The organism is Leuconostoc sp. XM4, assembly GCF_055698815.1.
The window spans coordinates 1,545,741-1,565,576 of record NZ_CP134507.1 but is presented as its reverse complement, the minus strand read 5'-3'; the positions used below and the strand labels follow the sequence as shown (position 1 = coordinate 1,565,576).

The following is a 19,836-nucleotide window of genomic DNA, read 5'->3' as shown; positions in this document are numbered from 1 at the left end:
ATGTCAGAATTTAATCTTAAATATTTCGGAACCGATGGTGTAAGAGGTGTTGCAAATAAAACACTTACACCTGAGCTTGCTTTTCGTCTTGGCCGTACAGGTGGTGCAATATTAACCAGGCATGCCAACGATGAAAACAAGAAACCAGTTGTTATTGTAGGTCGTGATACTCGAATTTCAGGCGAAATGTTACAACAAGCCATTATTGCAGGATTTTTATCAGTTGGTATTGATGTGCTGCGGTTAGGCGTTATTACTACGCCAGCTGTAGCTTTTCTGGTTCAAAATTTAGAGGCAGACGCTGGTGTGCAGATTACAGCTTCACATAATCCGGCAGCTGACAATGGCATAAAATTCTTTGGAAATGATGGTTTCAAATTATCTGACCAATTAGAATATGAAATTGAACAATTATTAGATGAATCAGAAGATACACTACCTCGTCCCAGTGCTGATGGATTAGGTGTCGTTAATAATTATCCGGAAGGCGTTCAAAAGTACCTAGAATTTCTTCAAAAAACAATTCCAACAGACCTTAATGGTATGCGAATTGCTCTTGATGGTGCTAATGGCGCTACCAGCGGTTTATTGGCACGATTGTTTGCGGATTTGGGAACAGATTTCGTAACATTAGGAACAGAACCAAATGGGCTAAATATTAATGATGGCGTTGGATCTACTAATCCAGCGGCGCTTGCTGAACTTGTAAAAGAAAATGATGTACAAGCAGGTCTAGCATTTGATGGTGATGGGGATCGATTAATTGCTGTTGATGAAAATGGTGAGATTGTTGATGGTGATAAAATTATGTTTATCACTGGAAAATTCTTAAATGAACAAGGGCGTTTAAAGCACAATGCAGTTGTCTCAACAGTAATGAGTAATATTGGTTTCTATAAGGCGTTGGCAGAAAACGATATGACTAGTATCAAAACAGCAGTCGGTGACCGCTATGTTATGGAAGAAATGATTAAATCGGACCATAATCTTGGTGGCGAACAGTCTGGTCACATTATTTTTCGTGATTGGGCAACAACTGGAGATGGCTTACTAACGGCTCTACAATTGTTATATGTAATGAAAGAGACGGGAAAGAAGCTATCTGAACTGGCAGCTCCTGTTCATATTTATCCACAAAAATTAGTGAATATAACTGTCGCTGATAAAGAAGAAATTCAGCATGATCCTGATGTTATTGCCAAAATTGCTGAGGTTGAAGTACAGATGGCAGGGGACGGTCGAGTATTAGTCCGCCCTTCAGGAACAGAACCTTTACTACGTGTCATGGTGGAAGCACCAACGCAAGAGTTAGTGGAAAAGTATACTGAATCCATCGCAAATGTTGTTCGTGAAAAATCTGGACTATAAAGCATACGATTACTACTATGATCTTTAGATTGAGTGGCTATAACTTTTCGAAAAGTATGGCCACTTTTTTGATATAATATACTATAGACTACGCTTTAAAAGGAAAATAACGTGTCACAAGACAGTTTTAAATCATACATTTTAAAAAAATTTAATATCTCATTTAATGACGAAAGCTTATTAACAGAAGCTTTAACGCAACGCAACTATTTGAATGAACATCCGGACGAAAAAGGTCGCGACTACCAGCGTCTGGAGTTTCTAGGTGACTCTGTCATGCAAATGATTGTTGCTGAGTATTTGTTTAAGCGCTATCCTGACTGGCATGAAGGTCAATTGACCGAAATGCGTATTGCAATGGTTCAAACAAGATCATTTGCGCATTTCTCACGCATGGTTCATTTAAACGAAGGTATTCGTTTAGGAAAAGGTGAAGAGATGAGCGGGGCGCGGGATCGCGACTCATTGCTTGAAGATATTTGGGAAGCTTTTATTGGTGCATTGTATCTAGATCAAGGGGCAGATGTCGTTAGACAATTCTTAAATCAAACATTATTTGCAGCAATTGATACAGACTTTTTTGATCGTTTTATTGATTTTAAAAGCCGATTACAAGAGCGATTACAGACCAAAGGGTCTGTGGATATTGATTATCAGACCGAAAAAGAGGAACAATTATCAGATAATACCCAATTATTTGAAGCGAGTGTCTCCGCTAATGACAAAGAATTAGCGCGTGGTACTGGTAAATCCATCAAAGATGCTGAAAAAGCAGCTGCCAGAGCAGCACTAAAAATACTGGAAGATAATGTCAACTTATGAAACTAAAATCACTTGAAATTAGCGGATTTAAATCATTTGCTGATAAGACAATGATTGAACTAATGCCGGGGATGACCGGTATTATTGGACCTAACGGTTCAGGAAAATCAAACATCATTGAAGCGATTCAATGGGTGATGGGTGAACAATCTGCCAAAGATTTGCGTGGGACAAAGATGTCCGACGTTATTTTTGGTGGTACCGATAAACGTGGTGCGTTGAATCGCGCTGAAGTGTCAATTACTTTTGATAATTCTGATCACTATGTACAATCTGATTTTAATGAAATTCGAATTACACGAAAGTTGTATCGATCAGGTGAAAGTTCCTATTTAATTAATGGTGTTGAGAGCCGGTTGAGAGATATTCATGAATTGTTTATGGATACTGGTTTGGGACGTGAAAGTTTTTCAATAATATCCCAAGGACGAGTTGAAAGTATTTTCAATGCAAAACCTGAAGATCGACGCGGCATTATTGAAGAAGTCGCCGGCGTGTATAAATACAAGCAAAATAAAGAAAAGGCGCAAAAAGAATTAACCCAGACAAGTGATAATTTGTCACGTGTGGCAGATATTATTCATGAGATTGAAAGTCGAATTGATCCATTAGCGGAGCAGGCGGCAGAAGCAACAGATTATTTAGCTCAAAAAAAACGTTTTGATACGTTAGACAAGGCGCGATTGGCATGGTCAATTCATGATCTTAATGGTCAAATATCATCAACGACCAAACAAGTAGAAACACATGACAAACGTGTTAACCAGACGAAGCTAGCACTAGATGTTGTCAATAAAAAATTATTAGACAAACGTCAAGAACGTGTTAGTGCACAATTGTCACGAGATAGCTTACAGGCTACAATTCTAGAGTGTACTCAAAAACGTGAACGTTTGATTGGCGCTAAAAATTTAGGAGCACAGCAAATTTCAACGCTAAATAGAGATGTTGAAAGTGCTAAAAAACAAGAGTTTGATTTACAAAATCGTGTTCGGAAATTAGATGAACAAATTAGCCAAGTAGAAAAACAAAAAGATGGGTTACAAAAACAATACCAACAATTAAAAATTAGTCTTGGACAATTTGATACAAGTGTACAAGTTGAGTTACAACGTGAAATACAAAGCAAAATTGAAGTAAATCGACATCATTATATTCAAACAATGCAGGATATAGCTACACTGCACAACACGCAAAAAAATGACGAAAAGCTATTACAGCAGCTAGAAAGTCGTCAAAAAGTGTTGTCAGCACGTCTTGATAATGAAAACGAAGAGTTAACAGCTATTCAAAGAACGTTTAACAAAAAAGAACCAAATATTGATCATGATGATGTGAACATTACAGAACTTGAAAAAAATGTAGCAGATTTAAAGCAAGACATTGGTAATGAAGCAAAAATATATAAGTCCACAGAGCAAAATTGGTACAAGGTATTAGATGAATTAAACAAGGTACGTAGTCATCGCGATGCACTCAATTCTTTAGACGAGTATGCTGGTTTTTATCAAGGTGTTCGCGCGCTGATGAAGCCACAAACTTTAGAAAAATTTAGTGGTATTAAAGGGGTTATTGCTGAATTAATGACCGTTCCCAGTCGTTATGCTTTGGCAATTGAAACCGTATTAGGTGGTGTGTTACAACAGGTTGTAGTAGATAATACATCAACGGCCAAGCAGGTTATTTCTTATTTAACAAAAAACCGGGCGGGACGTGTTACAATTTTACCAATGGATACCATCAAATCACGTCACTTAAGCGGTCTGGAAGCAGTGCAACACATGGATGGTTTTATAGGAGTTGCCGCGGATTTGATTGATATGCCTGAGGAAATGTCTGCTATTAAAGCCAACATATTAGGGACAACCGTTTTGGCGGAAAATTTAAATCAAGCAACTGAAATTGCCAAACGTGGACATTTTCGTTTTCGCGTGGTAAGTCTAAGTGGCCAAGTTGTTAATGCTGGTGGTTCTATGACAGGTGGCGCAACCCAAAAACGTGGCGCAACCTTATTGAGTCGTCAATCTGATATTGCTGAATTAAGTGAACGTACGGATGAATTAACTGTTCAAGCAAGAACATTAGAAAAAACACTGCAGTTGAAACGTTCAACTGGTGAACAGTTACAAGAAAAATTACTTTTGACGCAAGAATCATTGCGAGCAGCTCAAAATGATACTAAAAAAATTGATTATGAGTTATCGCGGCAACAGGATGCTATAAAGCAACAAAAAAGAGCCGTGCAAGCTATTGAATATGAATTGAAAGAAGTAAGCGAACAACAACTAGAACTGAAAAATCGCATAGTAGAGTTTAGTACTAAAATCGAAAATATTGAACAACAAAAACTGGATCAAGAACAGCTGACTGCCAAATTAGCTCATGACTTAGAGACAGCTTCAATAAAATCACAATCAACAAATGAAGAAAAAGCCACGTTGCAAACTCAGTTTGCAACAGTTGGTGCTCAGCTTGACAGTATTAATGGCCAGTTGAGTTTATTACAGAATCAACGTAATGAACTACAGAGAGAGCATAGTACTGTAGAAGAAAACTTAAAAAATCTGCAAAAACAATTGGTTATAGCGCAAGGTAATGTAGCTAATCAAAGTATAATTGATGATATGTCGCATCAACTTGATGCCACACAAGAAAAGTATGACAATATTAATACACAAATCGTGGCTTTGACGAACAGCATCACGGATTTGGAAGAGCAATTTGCAACGCAACAGGAGACTTTGAGAACGCTTATTGGATCACAAAGTCAGTCTGCAGCGCACTTGGCTCGTTTGCAGACACAGATAGAAAATCTGCAAACGCAATTACTGACGCAGTACGATGTTGGCGATGTGGAAGCTTTGTACCAAAAAGTTGCTGACATGGATTTCCAAAATATTACCGAACAGTTGCGCTTAGTTAAACGTAGTTTAGATGAAATTGGCAATGTTAACATTGGAGCTATTGAAGAGTATGAGTCTGTAAAAACACGATTTGAATTTTTGACAAAACAACGCGATGATTTGAACTCAGCTAAAGAGACACTGCTACAAACAATTGATGAAATGGATACGGAAGTACAAGTTCGTTTTAAAAAGACTTTTGATGCAGTTGCGACACATTTTTCAGATATTTATGCCAAAATGTTTGGCGGTGGTCGTGCAGAAATTAGCTTAACAGATCCAGCCCATTTATTAACAACCGGTATTGATATAACAGCGCAACCTCCTGGTAAAAAGTTCCAGCAAATGAGTTTGTTGTCTGGTGGTGAAAAAGCATTGACTGCGATTACGCTGTTATTTGCTATTTTGCACGTTCGCCCTGTTCCTTTTGTTGTGCTTGATGAAGCCGAAGCTGCGTTGGATGAAGCAAATGTGGCGCGTTTTGCTAGATATTTACGTGAATTTGCTGGTGATACACAATTTATCGTTATTACGCACCGTAAGGGGACGATGGTGAATGCTAATTTGTTATATGGTGTGACGATGCAAGAAGCTGGCGTGTCAAAAATGGTCTCAGTTGATTTAGATCGAATGGAAGAAGCAGTTTCATAATTGTATAATTTGTTTAAGAAACAGCTATATGCTCAGAAGCGTGTATTACTTGGATTAGGAGAAAAATAAATGGGATTATTTGATATTTTCCGTAAAAAGAAAAATGAAACGGTTGAGCAGGAGTCTGCGTCAGAATCCACTGAAATTTTGAGTGAATCTGAATCTAATAGTGATGCTTCTGAGGATGAGCAAAGTACTGCTGTATCTGAAAATACGTCAGCCGTGTCGCAACCGATGATGGAACAAGTTGGTTTAGTTAACGAAGATGAAGCCAAGATTTGGCAAGAGGCGCTTGACAAACAAAAAATCAGTACCCCACAATTAACAGAAACAGAAACAGAAACAGAAACAGAAACAGAAACAGAAACAGAAACAGAAACAGAAACAGAAACAGAAACAGAAACAGAAACAGAAACAGAAACAGAAACAGAAACAGAAACAGAAACAGAAACAACTGAGCAACAAATTTACGATGCGGGATTGAAAAAGTCACGTACTGGCTTTGCAGATAGATTTAACCGATTTTTGGCTAATTTCCGTTCGGTGGATGAAAATTTCTTCGAAGACTTGGAAGAAACTTTAGTTGGTGCGGACGTTGGCTTTGATATGGCTATAAAGATTAGTGACGAACTTCGAGAAGAAGTGAAATTAAAAAATGCGAAGCGTAAAGAAGACGTTCGCGATGTCATCATTAAAAAAATGGTTGATTTGTATGAGGCTGACGGTATAAATGAAGATGCCACAATGAATTTTGCACCCAAAGGACAAACAACAGTTATTCTATTTGTGGGAGTGAATGGTGTTGGTAAAACAACAACGATTGGTAAATTGGCAAGCAAGTATCAAAAAGCAGGTAAGTCTGTTTTGTTAGCCGCAGCGGACACATTTCGTGCTGGTGCTACCAAACAATTGCAAGAATGGGGTGAACGTGCGCATGTACCCGTTGTTGCTGGTAAAGAAAAAGCGGATCCTGCTTCTGTTGTCTTTGCAGCAGTTGAAAAAGCTCGCGATGAAAATTATGATGTTTTATTTGTTGACACGGCAGGTCGATTGCAAAATAATGTTAATTTAATGCAAGAACTAGAAAAAATGAAACGCATTATTCAGCGTGAAATTCCTGAAGCACCGCACGAAGTTTTGTTGGTTCTTGATGCAACAACCGGTCAGAATGCATTGCAACAGGCAAAATTGTTCAAAAATTCATCCGATGTCAGTGGTATTGTGTTGACAAAAATGGATGGTACAGCTAAGGGCGGTATTGTTTTTGCCATTCGTAATGAAATGCACTTACCGGTTAAATGGATTGGTTTTGGTGAAAAAGCTAGTGACCTGCGTGAATTCAAGCCTGAAGAATTCGTTTATGGGCTATTCAAGGAATTGGTTGAATCATGAATTTAGCAAAGAAGACTCACATTAACGAACTATTTGGTTTCTATGAAAAATTGTTGACAGATAAGCAACAAGCTTATTTACGTTACTATTTTGAAGATGATTACTCTATTGTTGAAATCGCTGAAGCGGAGACCGTTAGTCGCCAAGCAGTATCAGATAATATCAATCGAGCTATTGAACAACTTGAAAAATACGAAAACATCCTTCATTTGCAAGTCGATTTTGCAAAGCGACAGTCATTAGAAAAGGATGTTGAACAATATATCGAGACACATTATCCAGATGATAATGTGTTAAAATTATTGGTACAGAAGCTTTTAACGACGGAAATTGATAACTAGAAGGGAAATGTGCACAAATAGTGTGTACAGTTTAATAACCTATGGCATTTGAAAATCTAACAGAACGCCTATCAAAGGCAATTAAAAATCTGACAGGACGTGGCCGTGTTAGTGAAGAGGATTTGCGCGCAACAATGCGGGAAATCCGGTTGGCCTTATTAGAGGCCGATGTTAATTATGACACAGTGAAAAAATTTGTGGCCAATGTTCGCGAAAAAGCAAGTGGCACTGATATCATGGAGGGTTTGAATCCAGCACAACAAATTGTTAAGATTGTCAACGATGAATTGACTGCAACAATGGGTGAAGAAGCGGTGCCGTTAAATAAGTCACCAAAAATACCAACAATTATTATGATGGCTGGTTTGCAAGGTGCTGGTAAAACCACAACTGTTGCCAAGCTGGCCTACAAACTCAAAAATGAAAATAATGCCCGACCATTATTAATCGCTGCAGATATTTATCGTCCTGCTGCGATTGATCAATTAGAAATACTTGGTCGTGACTTAGATATTCCAGTTTTTTCAATGGGCACAGACGTCAACCCACGTGACATTGTTCGAGCTGGATTAGAGAAGGCTGCTGAGAATAAAAATGATTATGTATTCATCGATACAGCTGGACGTCTTCAAATTGATGAAGAATTGATGCAAGAATTAAAAGATATTGCAGAAATTGCTGATCCTGATGAAATATTATTGACAGTTGATGCCATGACTGGGCAGAACGCAGCGGAAACGGCCAAAGGTTTCTCTGCTTCACTTGATTTAACGGGTGTTGTTCTAACAAAGTTAGATGGTGATACGCGTGGCGGTGCGGCATTGTCCATTCGAGATGTCACTGGAAAACCAATTAAATTTGTTGGTCAAGGTGAAAAGCCTACTGATTTAGATGTGTTCTATCCTGATCGTATGGCTTCGCGTATTTTGGGCATGGGCGATGTCTTAACGTTGATTGAAAAAGCACAACGTGATTTTGACGAAGAAGAGCAAACTAAACAGCTCGAAAAAATGCGTCAAAATACCTTTGACTTTAATGACTTTGTTGCACAATTAAAACAAGTACAGAGCATGGGGCCAATGGAAGATTTGTTAAAGATGATTCCGGGAATGGCAAATAATCCAGCTTTAGCTAATGTTAATCTTGATGCTAAACAATTCGCTCATTTAGAAGCAATAGTTGGCTCAATGACACCTGAAGAACGAGAGAATCCTGATTTAATCAACCCTTCTCGTCGTCGTCGTTTGGCGGCTGGTGCTGGTCGGCCAATTGTTGAGGTTAATCGTATGATCAAGCAATTTGATCAAATGCGTAAAATGATGAATCAAGCAACTAATGGGAACTTTGGTGGCATTGATAAAATGATGAGTGGTTCAGGCATGGATATGTCCTCAATGATGGGTGGCATGAATGGTGGAATGCCCAAAGGAAACTTAGGACAGAAAATGCAAAACTTTGCTGTAAAACAAGCTGCACGTCGGCTGCAAAAGGCTAAAAAGAAACGTGGACGTAAGTAATGAAAAGTATGGAACGTATTTTACCAGTTTTTGTATTTGTCGTGTTACTTGGATCAAATTTACTTAATATTTCTCATTTTTCATTTGTATCAGTTTTCTTTGCTGTTTTTTGGCCACTGGTGGCAGGCGTTTTTGTCTTCGGACTCATAAAATTATTGTGGTGGTGGGTTCAACGATAATATACTTTTATTTTCAATATATCTAATGTTTGTTCGTATTAGACCGTTTATGTATAAAGGAATCGATAATGACACTTAAACTTATAGCATCAGATCTAGACGCAACTTTTTTACGAGATGATAAAACAATTAATGAACCACTCTTTCGAGAAGTGTTGCAAAAAATGAAAGCACAAAACATGCAGTTCATTGTAGCGACTGGTAATCATTTGCAAAAAGTTTTAGAGTACTTCAAAAACTTTGAAGGTGAGTATCAAATCATCGCCAATAATGGTGCTGAGGTGATGTTAGATGGTGAAGTGCAAAATGTCAAATTTTTGCCCAAGGAAGCATTGAAAACTATTGTTTCTGTAACTGAAAAATATCTCGATGATGTTGCGGTGGGATTGGCGTTTAATGGACAATCAACTACATACATGTTAAAATCACAGGCAGCAATTGGTGACACCTTCAAAATTTCCTCAGAATATTTTGAAAACTTAACATTAGTTGACAGCATTGATGATGTAGTCGAACCGATTTTGAAGTCAACAATTGTTTTATCTCATAATGAAGTAGCTTATATGAATGATCTCAAATCCATTTTAGGTAAAGTTGTTCATGTCACTACTTCGGGGTACGGTGCGATTGATATTGTTAATGCTGATGTAAACAAAGCCAATGCACTAAAGTATATTGCGGATGCATTGCATGTTGATGCGAAAGATATTATGGCATTTGGCGATGGATTGAATGACATGGAGATGTTGGAATATGTTGGGCATCCGGTTGCGATGACTAATAGTGACCCGGAATTATTTAAACATGATTTCGATATTTCTGTAGCCGATAATCAGCATGATGGCGTCTTAAAAACAATATTAGAAAACGTTTAACACACTTGGCGTGTGTTTTTTTGTTATAGTAGAAAATAAGGTGATTATAATGATAAAAAAAGACGGACATACTCATACACAGTTTTCTCATCACGGCAGCACAGAGCAGCTTGATATGTATATTGAACGAGCTATTGATTTGGGATTTACTGAATATGTTGTTACAGAGCACGCACCGTTGCCACAACAATTTTTAGAAGAATTTGTTGGTCCTGATGATGCACGTGATAATTCTGCTATGGCAATTGATGAGTTAACATTTTATAAATCTGAAGTTGAGCGAGTGAAAGAAAAGTTTAAAGATAAAATAAACATCAAATCTGGTTTTGAAGTAGACTATCTAAAAGCATATGAAACTGACATACGTTCATTTTTACAGAGAGAATCTAATTGGATTGATGAAATTGTTTTATCTGTGCATTTTTTACCTAACAATGAGGGGAATGTTGCACCTATTGATTACGAGCCAGATACATTGTCAGCATATTTTAGTGACGAGTGTCGTAATCCTCAAATATTATTTAAACGTTATTATGACGCAGCTATTCAAAGTGTAAACTTTGATACTGGGCTAAAAGTGCCTGTGCGAATTGGACATATTACGCTCATTCGAAAATACCAAAAACTATTGCATTTGCCAAATTTTGACGAATCTGTCAAGCAACGGATTACTGAATTGTTAGCAATTATTAAGCAAAAAAATTATCAGTTAGATTTTAATGCGGCTGGTTTTAGTAAGCCATACAATGGTGAAAGTTACCCTACATTTGATATTGCTGAGCAAGCAAAAAAAATAGGTATTGAGCTGGTTTATGGTTCCGATGCGCACGAAGTGAACGCTCTAGGATTATATTATGATGAAATGAAAGAATTGATTGTAGATAAAAAATAGGGGATTAGTAGACATAAAGAAGATGCAGAGAAAATTTAAATATATGATGGCAACATTTTTTTTAGCCGTTATTATCATCCTGTTTTTAATTATAGGGAAATATATGCAAAACAATAATTCTGTTTATAAATTGTATCGTACTTGGAAAACACAATATGTTAAGGGTAGTGCTAACAGTTCGTTTGTTAATGGTAGTGACAAAAGTGGTGAAAAAGTAGCCTTGTCAGAATCTCAAGGTTACGGCATGTTAATTACGATGTTAGCCGCTCAAAAAAATCAGGCAACGCAGTCAGATTTTGATAAATTTGTTGTATATTATAAAAATCACACGCTGAGTGAGCAGAACCACTTAATGGCCTGGAAACAAAATCAGTTGAATAATGAAATGAAAACTCTTGCAGAAAATAATACTAATGCGACTGATGGAGACATGGATATTGCATACGCATTGTTAATGGCTGATCAAAAGTGGGGCTCAACTGGAAATTTTAATTACAAAAAAATAGCCACTAACATATTAAGTGATTTGCTCAAACATAATTATAATGATGAGAACGAATTACTAAGAGTAGGAAATTGGGCGAAAAATGATGAGAAGTACAATAATTTAATTAGGACCTCAGATTTAATACCGAGCTATTTTAAAAAATTTTATGAAGTAACAAATGATAAACGATGGCAAAAAATCTACCTTAAATCTATCAAAGTCTTAAAAAATCTAAGTGGTGAAAATAAGACAGGTTTAATACCAGACTTTGTTTTCATCACTCACAATAATATTTCTAGCGTATCACCAAATACATTTGAAAGCGCGAATGATGACAAGTATGCTTGGAATGCTAATCGTGTACCACTCAGGCTTGCTTTCAATACATCTAATAAAGAGTTGAAAAACATTAATAAAAAAATGTTAATTTTTTTCAATCAACAGAAAAGTATTAAAGCTGTTTATGGTTTAGATGGGCATTCAGCAAATAACTATAGTTCAATGGCGTTTACCGCGCCAATTGCCGTTGCAGCGTACCAGCAGAAATCAGAATTTAAAAACTTTTCGAATACCTTACTGGAGCAAGTTGATAGCAATGATCTATCAAACAGTTATTATGCAGATACATTAAAAGTTTTGGCAGCGTTAATGATTAAAAATGATTTGAAATAATTTTCAGGAGAATTTATGAATACACTTATCTTAGGCATTGAAGGAGCGTTGCTGTTTCTGACCGTCGTATGTTTTTGTTTAGGAAAAAAATATCATATTTTAAAACAGGTATTAATTGTTTTGTATATTGTCACAATGGCGGTTTATTTAATATGGCGTATAGGTTGGACCATACCTACGAATAACGTTTTGAGCATTATACTTGGTATTATTTTAGTGCTTGCTGAATTGGGTGGCTTTTGTCTATCATTAGTTTTCTACAGAATGTTTTTTAAAAAATTTCAGCGACCGGTTCAAAATCTTGATGTTTACGCAGATGGTCAATATCCTACGGTAGATGTTTTCATTGCAACTTATAATGAAGAAACACCCATACTAAAGCGGAGTATCGTTGCTGCACTACTAATGCACTATCCTTCTCCTGAACTGGTTAACATATATGTTTGTGATGACGGTAGCAGAGAAAACGTCAAGAAGTTATGCGAGGAATTAGGTGTGCATCATGTGGTCAGGGAAACACATGAGCATGCTAAGGCAGGCAATCTTAATCATGCTTTAAAAGTATCTAGCGGTGAATTGGTGGTTACTATGGATGCTGATATGGTTCCTCGCACTGACTTTTTAGAAAAAACAGTAGGTTATTTTCATAACAAAAACATGGGCTTTATCCAAACACCACAGACTTTTTTCAATGATGACCCCTATCAATTTAATTTGTTTGCTACTAATACCATTGGTAATGATCAAGATTTCTTTATGCGCAGTATTGAACAGCAAAAAGATGCATTTAACGCCACAATGTACGTTGGCTCCAATGCAATTTTTAGGCGTAAAGCATTAGACAGTGTTGGTGGTTTTGCAACCGGAGTTATTACTGAAGATATGGCAACAGGCATGTTGTTACAAGCTAAAAAATGGGATACGGGTTTTGTCAATGAAAACTTAGCGAGCGGTTTAGCGCCAGAAACTTTTGGTGATCTCATCAAGCAACGTGATCGCTGGGCTCGTGGAAATATTCAGGTTGCAAAGAAATGGCATCCTTGGCGTGTTAAAGGTCTTGATTTGATGCAGCGTGTTATCTATACAGACGGAATACACTATTGGTTTTCTGGCATATATAAACTCGTGTTTCTCCTTGCACCTATATTATTTTTAGTATTTGGGCAATATAGTCTTCAAACAAGTTTTAGTCAAATTCTAATTTTTTGGTTACCTGCTTTCATTGCTTCTCAGTTGACTTTTAATTTAGTTAGTGAAAAGAAGCAAACAGTGATGTTGAGTAACATTTATGAAACTGCTACGGCTCCTTTTATGGCTTACGGTGTTTTTAATGAATTGTTCCTGAAGTCTAAGCAGAAGTTTGCTGTCACACGCAAAGGGGTGAATAGTGAAGATAGCTTTTACAATTGGCGAACAGCTTGGCCTATCATTGTTTTGTTGGTATTATCTCTTTTGGGGTTAGTCAGAGGGATTTGTTTTATATTTGGCATATGGGCGAGTCCATTTCCTAAAGAAGGTATTTATATTAACATTTTCTGGTTGATTTATAATTCCTTTGCCTTGATTTTGGCAAGTTATTTGTCAAACGAGCGACCACGACTACGAAAATCTGAGCGTTTTCAAACAGAAAAAAGTATTGTTATAAATTTCTATAACTTGGGGCAAGTACAAGGTCATATTTTAGATTGGAACGAAGATGGTGCGCGAATTGCTCTGATGTCCCAAAATAAAAATAACTATACACAAGGTGAATTTGTAATTGATGGGAACCAATTTAAATTTAATTGCGTTTGGCAACACCAAAGTATGGAAAAGCTAATTATTGGTGTTACATTTGATGATTTAAATCTATCGGCGTATGAATATATCATTGAGCATACATATGCGCAATCCTCGACACTGTACCAAAATCCGCAATATTCAAATCAATTGTGGCATATTGTTGTGAAGTGGTGGGTTGACACACTCCGAAAACGGAAGGCGCATTAATAATGATAAAACGAAAAAACAAAAACTTGATAAATAGTGGAGAGCAACTATGACTGAGCATCACGAGCAACTGGGAGTTATTAAAGATTTTTATTTTGTGATGCAGCCAGTTGTTAAAATTTCTGATAAACAAAAAGATAAGATTGCGTTTTACGAAATATTATTACGTTCGAAGAAAACAAGGCAATTTCCTGGAGAAATATTTTTCGACTTAATCAAAAGTCAATCAGGAAATCAAATTGTGCTTTCTTTTTTTGAAAAACAATTAAAGGAAATATTACAAGAAAATCCTTGTACTAAACTTTCAATTAATTTTGAAATAATACAATTTAAATCACCACAAACACATGAATTCTTCGAAAGAATGCATACTTGGGCACCCAATATTATTGTTGAACTGACAGAAAGATCCTATGCAACTAATGGCAGCAATTATTTACTGGATGCTGTCAAAAAAATCAAAAAAATGGGCTATAGAATTTTTGTTGATGATATTGGTACAGGTCGGAATACCTTGTCACACGTACAGGACAATGTCAATTTAGTTGATGGTATTAAGTTTGCTTGGCCACATTTTAAAGAGGATTCTTGCCAAATTAGTATTTCATTTTTGAAAGAATGGGATAATTTAGCCAAAAAAAATAATTTGGCCTTTGTTTTCGAAGGTGTTGAAAATGTTGATACTCAAATATTACTACAAAAAATGGGTATCATTTATCAGCAAGGTTGGTTTTTTGGTAAACCTAGAGAGGATATGATCGAGGCACAAAAATGTTAACCTATTTGTTTAGTTATCTATTGTTGATGTTGGTTATAATGAATTTAGCTATTTCTACGTTAATGAGTATGCAATTTTTAATGTATAGCAATTCCGGTAGCCGTTATGAACAATGGATAAAACCAATAATATATATTGCTATGCTTTATACATCAATGTCAGTTTCTTATCATTTTATTGGTGTTGTAGCACATGAATATTTACTCGCACTTTTAATTTTTTACTTGGTTGATAAAAAGCAAGCCATTCTTTTGGTTATTATTACACCCTTTGTAAGAATGCTATACATGCTATTTGTGGATGGTCACTTAACAACTGTTAATGTTTTGGCTTCACTAGTAGTAGCTGGAATGGCTATATTTTATATGAAAGTATTTGATAAATATGTTTCTAATCAAACACTCTCAATGATTCTTTCTGAAATATTTATTGTGGCCACTAGTCTTTTTTTTGCTCCCTTCATTCCCCATGTTGTGATATATAGTATCTTCAATCAACCAACGAATTGGATAATTCGTGCCACTGTAGCTATTATCACGATTTTAATAACTCGAAAAGTGTATTTTCAAGTTACTAATTTGCAAAATAAGAATATTCAACTGCAGAAAGAAGTTATTTTCGATAAATTAACAGGTTTTTTTAATTATAAAAAATTTGAACAAGATATCTTGTTAGGTCCTGACAAACAGACAAATACTGGCATTGCAGTTATTGATCTGGATTATTTTAAAAATGTTAATGATACCTACGGACATGAAGCTGGAAATAAAGTTTTACAGGAATTTTCTTTATTTTTGAGAGAGCGCCTAGCCTACAAACTAAATTCAAAAGATTTAGGAATTTATCGCTATGGCGGCGAGGAATTCGTTTGGATGTTTGATCCCAATAATTTTTCTGATATCGGAAAGTTCTTAAAAAGCATGCAACTTGAGCTGAGTAAACTGCCTCTAGGAGATCAAAATCACTTGATGAGTTTCTCGGCTGGTGTAAGTTTTTCAAAAAATTATAAGTTTAATTTAAAGATGACTTTTGATATTGCTGACGACCTAGTTTATCAGTCTAAGAATACAGGAAGAGGCAAGATAGTTATTGAAGGATAAAATGATATGAGAATGCATATTTTATTATATAAAAATAAGTATTGACATATATAATAATTGATGTAAAATGAAAATAACTTAATAATAAATTTAGCTGAAGTTGAAAAAGTAGTTAATTACCGTGTTGTACAGGAAGTGCTCAAGCTAACGCATTGAGATGAGCGCCAGCATAATTAATGAAAACACACCAACGAGCTGAATGGTTAAAAAGCCATTCCGGAAATTCCCGATACCGAATAAGCCTGCGTGAGTAGGTTATTGAGCTTTTTTACGTAAGTAAAATTGAAATCAAGGTGGGAACACGTGAAGACGTCCTTGCAAACTAAAATATTAGTTTGTGAGGACGTCTTTTTATTATATGGCATCTAGGAGATGAACATGAACGATAAAGTATTAGCGGCCGGTTCGCGAGACGAATTTGGTGAAAAATTACAACAAAAACAGAAAATTTCACAGATGATAACTACAATCTTAAATGATGCTGATTTTACACCGATTAATACACCATTAATCGAGCGCGAGAGTACATTTGATAAATATCAAAACAAGAATGTTTTTCGTTTGTTTGATCAGGTTGGAGAAAATTTAGTTTTACGTCCAGATCTGACCTTGCCGATTGCGCGTTTTTTATCAGCCAATCGACAACAAAATAGTATGTCTAGACTTTATTATATAGGGGATGTCTTTAGGCGAACCGACAGCTTGTCGGGTGATTACAATCAAGAAACGCAGGCCGGCATTGAGCTGATTGGTGATCAAAGTTTTGAAGCGGAAATTCAAGCACTAGACACGATGCTTAAATTTGCGCAAGAGTTTGGGATTGTGGATGTACAAGTGGTTTTGAGTGATGCCCGTTTTATTGATGTGGTTTTAGAAAATTTGCAATTAGATCAAGACTTGCGACAACGTATGAAGCAAGCTATTGAGCAAAAAAATGTATCGGTCTTTGAGGAACTTCGGGCCACTATTCCTGATTTCCCGGAAGGGTTGGCTGGCTGGCCCTTAGCATTTGGTGAAGATGGCGAAACAGTGATGTGGCAACTGCAAGAAATACCGGCAGTTAATGATATTATCAATGATTGGCTGAAATTAGCAGAATATACGCACAAACATTATCCAGCAGTTGCAGTTACGGTTGATTTGGCAGCGGCTTCACCGCAACCATATTATACGGGCACAATTATACGTGGTTTTGTTCCAAGTTTAGGTCGTTATTTATTTAGCGGCGGTCGTTATGATCGTTTGTTAGAAAACTTCCAGAATAAATCATTACCGGCGGTTGGTATGGGATTAAATATTGAAACAATTTTAGCTGACTGGCGACGTAAGCCTGAGGAAATGAAACCACAAGAACCTATTGTGATGGTACTTGGCAAGGGACGTGTTGAAAAAGATGCACGACCATTATTGAAAGCGGCTGGTATTGATACTTCGTTATTAGAAAATCCAGCACGTAAATTAATATTTGATAGTGCTGACGGAAAATATCGCTTTATTTTGGTAAAACCGAGTGATGTCGTTAAATATCTTGATCGTGGCATTGGTGATGTCGGTATTGTTGGCTCTGACACGATAGCTGAGCAGGTACAAAATCATTACGATGTGCTTAATTTGCAGACAGGCAAAGCAGAATTCGTTGTCGCTGCGCCAGAAGGTTTTAATCTTGATACGCCAACGCGAAAGCGAATTGCCACGAAATATCCCAAAATTGCGACCGAGTACTTTAGTAATCGTGGGGAAGATGTCGAATTAATTAAGTTAGAAGGTTCTGTTGAACTTGGACCACTCACTGGTCTATCGGATGCTATCATTGATATCACACAAACAGGAAACACACTGCGCGAAAATCATCTGCAGGTTTATGATGCGGTTGGCCCAGTAGCTACCCACATGCTCGTTCGTGCTGGCGCCTTACTGCGTTTTCAATTAGAGCTTACGAAAGTAATCAATAACCTTGTTAATATTTTGAAAGAAGAAGAACAATGAATATTATTAAAAATGAATCACTGGAAGCAATTAAAGCTCGTATTCGTCAGCAAACAGAGAAGACGGTTGATCCGCAAGTAGAGGCTCGTGTAACTGATATTATTAAAAATGTTCGCGCAAACGGCGATGAAGCTTTGAAAGAATATGGAGAAAAATTTGATGGTGTCACTTTAGATAACTTAAAGGTGACCGATAGTCAGATTGAAGAAGCCTTTAATCAGGTTAATCCAGCCGTCATTAAAGCACTAGAAAAAGCTGCAGATAACATTCGAAGCTTTCACAAATTAGAGATTGGTGAATCCTTTGAAGATAATCCCAGTAATGGTGTGATTCGTGGAACAAAGGTGACACCACTATCAGCTGTTGGCATTTACGTACCCGGAGGTACTGCAGCTTATCCTTCGTCTGTTTTGATGAATGCTATTCCTGCTAAAATTGCTGGTGTTGAAAATATTATTATGGTTACACCACCGCAAAAAAATGGTTTAAACCAAGCTGTCTTAGCTGCCGCTAAAATAGCAGGGGTGGATCGCATTTATCAAGTTGGAGGGGCTCAAGCAATTGCCGCTTTAGCATATGGAACTGAATCTATTCCACAGGTAGATAAAATTACTGGACCGGGTAATGCCTATGTAGCGACGGCTAAGCGTGACGTATATGGTCAAGTAGATATTGATATGATCGCAGGACCATCAGAAATCGGGATTTTAGCTGATGATTCAGCAAGTGCAAAGGATGTAGCAGCAGACTTACTCTCACAAGCAGAACACGACGTTAATGCACGCGCAATTTTGATCACTAATTCTGAAAAATTAGCAACAGCAGTTTCAAAGGAGGTCGAAGACCAACTTAAAGTCTTGCCTCGTGAAGCTATTGCGCGTCAAGCAATTGAAAACAATGGTTTCATATATTTGGTTGATACGATTGATTTAATGATTGATCTGATGAACGCTGTAGCACCTGAACACTTGGAAATACAATTAGAAAATGCGTATGATTATATTTCTAAAATTAAAAATGCTGGGTCAGTGTTCTTAGGGCAGTATGCTTCTGAACCACTTGGTGATTATTTAGCCGGTCCAAACCACATTTTGCCAACAGGTGGTACAGCACGATTTAGTTCACCGCTAGGTGTTTGGGATTTCCAAAAGCGCATTCAGTATTTACAATATTCTGCTGAAGCATTATTGGCTGATTCGGCTGACGTCACAGTATTAGCACGTGAAGAAGGATTAGAAGCGCACGCCCGAGCAATTGAAAGTCGAGAAAAATAATATGTCCAGAACTGCAACAATAAAGAGAGATACTTTTGAAACACAAATTGAATTGACTTTAGATCTTGACGAACAAACACCGATTAAAGTTGACACCGGCATTGGTTACATCGATCATATGTTAACTTTGTTTGCTAAACATGGCCGCTTTGGTTTACAAGTTGATGTGAAGGGTGACTTACAAGTTGATAGTCATCATACGACTGAAGATATTGGTATTGTGCTAGGAGAAGCATTTACCCAAGCTTTGGGTGATAAAGTTGGTATTGAACGTTACGGTGCCCAATTTGTCCCTATGGACGAAACACTAACCCGCGCAGTGATTGATTTATCAGGGCGTTCCTACCTAGTTTTGCATGCCGAACTTACTACACCAACATTGGGCACTTTTGAGACAGAGGTTGTCGAAGATTTTTGGCAAGGTTTTGCTGATCAAGCAAGAGCCAATGTTCATATTGAAGTCCTATATGGTCGAAATACACATCATAAAATTGAAAGTATGTTCAAAGCTGTTGGTCGTGCAATGCGCCAAGCAGTTACTATCAATCCGGAAATTAAAGGGGTTAATTCCACCAAGGGGCGAATTTAAAATATTAGATGATTTTGTGAA

16 protein-coding genes are annotated in these 19,836 nt (G+C 36.9%); all 16 read left to right on the top strand.

The window, feature by feature from the left end:
- The 16 genes from glmM to hisB all read left to right on the top strand — a co-directional run bounded on the left by glmM (nucleotide 1) and on the right by hisB (nucleotide 19,815).
- Nucleotides 1–1,368: a phosphoglucosamine mutase gene (gene glmM, locus RHP64_RS07850; protein WP_014325036.1), complete on the top strand. Its 1,368-nt coding sequence runs from the start codon at nucleotides 1–3 to the stop codon at nucleotides 1,366–1,368.
- Between the two features lie 111 nt (nucleotides 1,369–1,479).
- On the top strand, nucleotides 1,480–2,190 hold the full coding sequence (gene rnc, locus RHP64_RS07845; RefSeq protein WP_011680226.1) for a ribonuclease III: 711 nt from the start codon (nucleotides 1,480–1,482) through the stop codon (nucleotides 2,188–2,190).
- Entirely contained in the window at nucleotides 2,187–5,744 is a 3,558-nt protein-coding gene (gene smc, locus RHP64_RS07840) for a chromosome segregation protein SMC (RefSeq protein WP_462785011.1), read from the top strand. The genes rnc and smc overlap by 4 nt, the downstream gene beginning before the upstream one ends.
- A gap of 69 nt (nucleotides 5,745–5,813) precedes the next feature.
- The gene (ftsY, locus tag RHP64_RS07835) at nucleotides 5,814–7,136 is read left to right on the top strand and encodes a signal recognition particle-docking protein FtsY (protein ID WP_349517172.1); all 1,323 of its coding nucleotides are present in this window, start codon (nucleotides 5,814–5,816) and stop codon (nucleotides 7,134–7,136) included.
- Nucleotides 7,133–7,477 (top strand): YlxM family DNA-binding protein, encoded by a 345-nt coding sequence (gene ylxM / locus RHP64_RS07830; RefSeq protein ID WP_025268362.1) that lies wholly within the window; start codon nucleotides 7,133–7,135, stop codon nucleotides 7,475–7,477. The genes ftsY and ylxM overlap by 4 nt, the downstream gene beginning before the upstream one ends.
- Before the next feature lie 41 nt (nucleotides 7,478–7,518).
- The gene (gene ffh, locus RHP64_RS07825) at nucleotides 7,519–8,994 is read left to right on the top strand and encodes a signal recognition particle protein (RefSeq protein WP_025268361.1); all 1,476 of its coding nucleotides are present in this window, start codon (nucleotides 7,519–7,521) and stop codon (nucleotides 8,992–8,994) included.
- Complete coding sequence (locus RHP64_RS07820) at nucleotides 8,994–9,173, top strand: hypothetical protein (RefSeq protein WP_010292272.1); 180 nt, start codon at nucleotides 8,994–8,996, stop codon at nucleotides 9,171–9,173. The genes ffh and RHP64_RS07820 overlap by 1 nt, the downstream gene beginning before the upstream one ends.
- 68 nt (nucleotides 9,174–9,241) lie before the next feature.
- Nucleotides 9,242–10,048, top strand: a complete 807-nt coding sequence (locus RHP64_RS07815; RefSeq protein WP_025268360.1) for an HAD family hydrolase — start codon at nucleotides 9,242–9,244, stop codon at nucleotides 10,046–10,048.
- A gap of 49 nt (nucleotides 10,049–10,097) precedes the next feature.
- Entirely contained in the window at nucleotides 10,098–10,940 is an 843-nt protein-coding gene (gene hisJ, locus RHP64_RS07810; protein WP_462785010.1) for a histidinol-phosphatase HisJ, read from the top strand.
- 103 nt (nucleotides 10,941–11,043) lie between these two features.
- Nucleotides 11,044–12,099, top strand: a complete 1,056-nt coding sequence (locus tag RHP64_RS07805; RefSeq protein WP_071952376.1) for a family 8 glycosyl hydrolase — start codon at nucleotides 11,044–11,046, stop codon at nucleotides 12,097–12,099.
- A 15-nt stretch (nucleotides 12,100–12,114) separates the two neighbouring features.
- Nucleotides 12,115–14,088 carry a glycosyltransferase family 2 protein gene (locus RHP64_RS07800; protein WP_025268357.1) on the top strand — a complete coding sequence of 658 codons (1,974 nt, stop codon included), beginning with the start codon at nucleotides 12,115–12,117 and terminating at the stop codon, nucleotides 14,086–14,088.
- Between the two features lie 49 nt (nucleotides 14,089–14,137).
- A complete protein-coding gene (locus RHP64_RS07795) occupies nucleotides 14,138–14,866 on the top strand; it encodes an EAL domain-containing protein (RefSeq protein WP_025268356.1) in 729 nt (242 codons plus the stop codon).
- On the top strand, nucleotides 14,860–15,966 hold the full coding sequence (locus tag RHP64_RS07790; protein ID WP_025268355.1) for a GGDEF domain-containing protein: 1,107 nt from the start codon (nucleotides 14,860–14,862) through the stop codon (nucleotides 15,964–15,966). The genes RHP64_RS07795 and RHP64_RS07790 overlap by 7 nt, the downstream gene beginning before the upstream one ends.
- 378 nt (nucleotides 15,967–16,344) lie before the next feature.
- Nucleotides 16,345–17,952 carry an ATP phosphoribosyltransferase gene (hisG, locus tag RHP64_RS07785; RefSeq protein ID WP_025268354.1) on the top strand — a complete coding sequence of 536 codons (1,608 nt, stop codon included), beginning with the start codon at nucleotides 16,345–16,347 and terminating at the stop codon, nucleotides 17,950–17,952.
- The gene (gene hisD / locus RHP64_RS07780) at nucleotides 17,949–19,226 is read left to right on the top strand and encodes a histidinol dehydrogenase (protein ID WP_014325025.1); all 1,278 of its coding nucleotides are present in this window, start codon (nucleotides 17,949–17,951) and stop codon (nucleotides 19,224–19,226) included. Before hisG ends, hisD begins: the two co-directional genes overlap by 4 nt.
- Nucleotide 19,227: 1 nt before the next feature.
- Nucleotides 19,228–19,815: an imidazoleglycerol-phosphate dehydratase HisB gene (gene hisB, locus RHP64_RS07775; protein ID WP_014325024.1), complete on the top strand. Its 588-nt coding sequence runs from the start codon at nucleotides 19,228–19,230 to the stop codon at nucleotides 19,813–19,815.
- The last annotated feature ends 21 nt before the right edge of the window (nucleotides 19,816–19,836 follow it).